The organism is Nitrosomonas sp. Is37, from assembly GCF_033063275.1.
In the GTDB taxonomy this organism is placed as follows: domain Bacteria; phylum Pseudomonadota; class Gammaproteobacteria; order Burkholderiales; family Nitrosomonadaceae; genus Nitrosomonas.
In genome coordinates this window covers 1-5,200 of sequence record NZ_JAWJYP010000057.1, presented here as the reverse complement: position 1 = coordinate 5,200, position 5,200 = coordinate 1, and the positions used below count along the sequence as shown (strand labels likewise).

Here is a 5,200-nt window from a genome sequence, read left to right as displayed (position 1 = left end):
GTGGTGTGAGAACCTCAATATTACGAGTTTGCTTTCTATTTATGAAATAACTTATCTCAAAACGTCAACAGACCCTAGTAACCAAAAATTAAATTTGCTTATAGTCATTACTAAACTTTCTCACAAAGAGCGCCTTACACTGAAACTCTCTGCACAGAAGCCGCACAAAGAAGACTATCAGTTAATATGCATATAATTTATAATAAATTCATTCGCTTGCGCTTGCTTCTAAAGCTGTATTTAGTGGCTCCAACCGCCGTTCATCCCACAACGGCACACCAAATACATCATGAATAAAGTAATAAGTGACCGGAACACCCAGTATCATCCCCCACAGTCCAAAGCTGTGGTAAGCAACCAGCAGGATAATTAGCACCAGCACCGGATTGAGTTTGAAGTGTTTACCATAGATCAAAGGATTGAGCCCGTAAGCCTCGATAATATGTATGACGGTGATCATCACCACTATTGCTATGGCCAAAGTCAATCCGCCGGTATTCAATGCAATCAGCACCATCGGTGTAGTAGAGATGAACACGCCCAATACCGGAATAAAACTGCACACGAATACAATCAACGATAAAAGTGCAACTGACGGAATACCCAGAAATATCAGCCCTATCAGAGTCAAAAAGGTGTTCACACACGCGATCATTGCCTGTGCCTGGATAGCTCGGCCAACGACATATGCAAAGCGAACTACCGGTTGTGCAGTTTCCTGATAAAAATCCCGCAACCGTGAATCATGCAGGCTTTTCATCAGATCACCCAAGCGGACGCTATCAAACAGGATCAGGAAACTGAATAACAGGGCAAGCAGCATAGTACCAGTGGCTTGATAGAGATGGTTGATAAGTTTAGGCAACTGCTCCCGGACTTTATTCATCTGTTTAGTCATCAAGGAATCAATTAGCAGCTCGGCTTCCTTATCGTAATATTTTTTCAGCTTTTCCTGGGTAGCTTCCGTAATACTGCTATTTTTCTCATCTTTCTCATCTTCCGACTGATCGACTTCAGGAAGGTTGATTGTTTGCTTGAACAAATTAAGTTCTCTATCAATAACTTTTTGGGTTTCCTCATCCAATATGCTACGGATATAACCGTGCAAAGAGCGCTCTACACCCGGGTATTTACTACCGATGTCTTGTTTTAGCTCTAACAGCCTCGACTGCACTTCACTGAGGTTATTCATAAAACGACTGGCCTCACCGATCACACTGGGCGTGACATAGTGAAAAAAGCTTCCCAGTCCTACTAGAAAAAAGATATATACCAACGTCAGAGAGAGGCGGTAAGGCAGTTTTAATTTGTTCTGACTAAGGCGGATCAGAGGTATAGCAATAAATGCAAGAACAAATGTGATAAAAATCAGTCCAAAAAAGTCACGCAATAACCAAAGCAAACCGACCAGGATGAGCCAGATCAATATGCGACGGTTAGTTTCATAAAAACTATCCAAGCTGAATGGCATTATTTAGATTCTTTGTGAGTTAATATTTAGGGGAGATTTGATCAAAACTTACTTATCCAAATTGCAAATTGGGATTTCTAGCATAGTGATAAATAATTCATTTTTACAAGTATAAAGTATAACAATGCTGCAAGATATCTCTCGGTGATGGGTTGATTAGGTGTTTCCGCCACTGCTGCCCATTTAACTTTTATAGCAAGCTAAGATAAAAAATGTATGCATTTGCATTATTGTTTGCCTATTTGTTATCTCTTAACATATTTACGTAATAAAGCTGTATTAATCTAATCCAGTGCTCTTTAATTCAGGAGCTAATCCATAATCAATTTTTGTTGATTATTTTTTTATCGTATTGATTCGGTCAAGTGAAGTTTACGGCCACTAACCTCTATAACTTTACTCAATACCCCTCTAGGTTTATTACTCTAAATCTAACAGTTCAAACCTTATCTGATCAAATCAATGTCATGCTGCTCACAAAAAAACTGCATATTTAATGTATTGATGTGAGCGCAAGGAGGAATAAATGTTTATGTCACCCAATTTCACTGCCTTTAGACAGTCAATACCACTCAAAATACCACTCAATATCACTGTTTTCAGGCAATTCATGGCCACTATTTTCTCTGTCATCTTTTTCTTAGTGGCATTAATACTCACTTTTCTAACCTTAGAAGCCCTGTTCCAAGGATTCATAGGCAGCATTGGGCTTGTAGAGGCAGTTATTAAATCCATCAATATGGCTATTATCGCATTGGCAATCTTTGAGCTTGGTTTGGTGGTTAACAGGGAATACGCGTGTAAAGAAGGTGAACAACACATCATAATCGTGCTCAGGCGTACAGTACCGCGTTTTGTCAGTATCGTGTGCGTCGCGCTTGTTCTCGAAGGATTATTGTTAGTTATCAAGTACAGTCAACTTGGACTTGCAGGCAATCTCTACTATCCGGTAATCATCATTATCAGTGCCGCAATACTACTGGCTGCTCTTGGATTATTCATGCGTTTGACTGAGGATAGCCACAACCATAACAAAATTTTGTTTAATGAGAATAAGGAAAACAAGGTGCAGGCCATCAGTAGATCAATGGAAAATCCATATGCTTCTTCAAACTATCAAGATAGATTTAGCTGATTTTCTCTTGTTACACTTAATAAAAGTAAAATAAAAACTGCCACTGGTTGATAGCTGAACCATCATCAGTGCACATAATCAGCCAGCGGCGGCAAAATCTGGTATCCTTGATACATTGAATTAGCCAAATATCCGAATTGAGTTACCCATCTTGCATGTAAGTAACTGAAACAATCGGTCAGAAGCTTTATATCTAATTCCCATTGATTACAATTGGAACAAAGCGTGATTCAAAGTAAACAGGAATTCAGGGTAATTTTGGTCAATCCAACCAAGAATATTCGCTGGATTTAGTCTCAATCAGATCAATAAGCTGGCAGGTGTTTCCATAAAACCTGTTACCAAACTACAATTATCGACTCAGGACTGCTCATAGTAACCAGCTACCGCCAGTGGACCGCTTGTTTTTAAAGCTTGGTACTTTTTGCCAGAAGGCTGAAGCAATCTGATAAATACCCTTTGACGCAGACTTTTTTCGGTATCGTTCGAAATGAGCTGGACAACCATTATAAGCTACATAAGTCAGGCGGGCCAAATGATCGAAACTGTTGGTTTCTTTGTGTTCATTCTTGATAAGAACATAGTCTGTAAGATAATGGTGCAGGATCTCGTTTCCCGCCGAAGCATTGTAACTGATATCGTTACGTAGCGCCGGAATTTCATAAAAACCACGCCATACGTTCGGGTTCACTTGCATGATACCGATGGCGCCTGCATGTGACATGAGCGGTTCAAGTCGGCCACTTTTTTTGATGAACTGCCGCCAACAACTCTCCTGCCATGCGGTGGCGAGAGACAGACGGCGAAAAAAAATCATGATATTCGCCCTGCAAACCTTTGCTCGTGATCGTCGCCTCCGCGGTGTGATCAAGCAGATCCTCCACCAGCGGCAAGTAGGTTTCGACTTCAGCGGCATCTGGCACCCATCGGTTAAGTTTCTTGACCAAAGCGCGGTCTGGCGCAGCAGCCGCCCACGCTGGAGCGAAGAAAAACTAGCTGCCGCTATCGATGTCGGGAGCTTGCTCCGTCATGGGCATGGGTGATCCGAAACCGAACAGACGGCGTAGCTCCGGATCCACCTCCAGACTGTAAACAAGAGGATCTTCCTCCAACTCCGGTGCGAGCATGCGCGCCAACCGGCGCAAGCCATCGGCAGAGATCTCATAGCCAACCTTTTCACTCACCTGATCCAATGCCTTTAAAGCATCTGCCGCTGTGATAACACTCAAATAGCGGATCGCTGCCGTGCTTGGCAAAGTGATTTCCATTTGTTGCAGAATAGGCGCCAGCCTTTCCCAGCTTTTCAGGAATAAGCCGCGCACTGGATCCGGTGTCCCCTCTTTCCAATTGATTAAGGCTTCAGTAAGATCGTAGCGACCGTCAAGCAAAACTTCAAATAGTGCCTGACGCAGATCAGCCTGCTCGGTGTCTTTCGCCATTTGCTTGATCACAAAGGTGAAAAATGCGTCCCAACGTTGCCAGGCAGCTTCCCAGCGTAGCGCTTCCTCTGAAGTTAGAGCTGGCTCTGGGGGGAGGATCACGGGCTGCTCGATCATCTCTGGGAGATTGAGCTGCAAGTTCAATATGATTCCAGCTTCAGCGACTTCCAAGCCAGAGAATCTGGCCGATTCCAGCGTGCGTTGCGCAGCATCGGAACCGTTGGTAGCGAGCATCATGGGAACGAGCGCCTGGATTTCCTGCAACGGGATAGCTAGATCCACCTTGAATGCCGTCAATCTGGAATGGACGTGCTGTGTGATCCAATCCCATAGCATTCCAATCACCAGAGGTTTATCTCCTTCCCGATTGAGTAGATTCGAATCAATCTCCTTGAATTCAATCGTGGGTTTCTCCGGAACGATAGCGGGTGCAAAGAAGACTTCGATAAACCCCGCCCACTTGGGAATGTGCCAGCATTGATCGGCTACTCTGCTGCCAAATCTAGCCTCAACCGCTGAAATGATCCGGATTCGGTTCGCGTCTGGACCGATTTGCGGATTAGAAAGAACAAGGATACTGCAATCCTTTTGTTCCTCAAATACTCGCGCCGTGTCATTTTGATCAGTATAGACCTGTTCTATGAGGATGCGGCGGAGAAAGTGATAATCCAATTTTAGTGGCACGCTGACCTAGCTCGCGCAAGCAATGGTGGTAAACAACAATGCCGTCATAAACAGAATTGACACGGTCAGGAAGTTCGTTCGGTATAAACTTGCATGGCCTGTTACCTGGAACAAGAAAGTACTGGCGGTTACCACTGCATTGGGTAGCTCTTCATTTGGCTCGATGCAATATTATTTTTTTTTCCAGCCTTTATGACTTAACGAAAAAAATCACATCGCCATTAGGAATGACGTTTCACTGAGCGCCAGTCGTCGAAGAAGAGTCACCAAGAAGTTTCTCCTAAGCAAAAATTTATCAATCGTTGCTCATTATTTCGGAAGTTTAGGCAATATATGGGGAAAAAACCCCTTATTTACTAAAGTAAATAAAATGGGGAACATTTAGATACTGTAGTCACGAGATAAAAAATATGAGATTCTTGTAAGGAAGGAGGATCTCATATGACACAAGCACATCGTAGGCACGATATA

4 protein-coding genes are annotated in these 5,200 nt (G+C 43.1%); 1 reads left to right on the top strand and 3 read right to left on the bottom strand.

The annotated features are described in order from the left end of the window. Positions 1 to 208 precede the first annotated feature (208 nt). Complete coding sequence (locus tag R2Q26_RS15065) at positions 209 to 1,471, bottom strand: AI-2E family transporter (RefSeq protein ID WP_317537038.1); 1,263 nt, start codon at positions 1,469 to 1,471, stop codon at positions 209 to 211. 526 nt (positions 1,472 to 1,997) lie between these two features. On the opposite strand from R2Q26_RS15065, the gene R2Q26_RS15060 reads away from it, so the two are divergent. Further along, a complete protein-coding gene (locus R2Q26_RS15060; protein WP_317537037.1) occupies positions 1,998 to 2,606 on the top strand; it encodes a hypothetical protein in 609 nt (202 codons plus the stop codon). Between the two features lie 370 nt (positions 2,607 to 2,976). On the opposite strand, the gene R2Q26_RS15055 is transcribed toward R2Q26_RS15060, so the two are convergent. Next, positions 2,977 to 3,423, bottom strand: coding sequence for a lytic transglycosylase domain-containing protein (locus tag R2Q26_RS15055; RefSeq protein WP_317537036.1), 447 nt, complete (start codon positions 3,421 to 3,423; stop codon positions 2,977 to 2,979). 175 nt (positions 3,424 to 3,598) lie between these two features. After that, positions 3,599 to 4,729, bottom strand: coding sequence for a hypothetical protein (locus R2Q26_RS15050; RefSeq protein WP_317537035.1), 1,131 nt, complete (start codon positions 4,727 to 4,729; stop codon positions 3,599 to 3,601). Between the last annotated feature and the right edge of the window lie 471 nt (positions 4,730 to 5,200).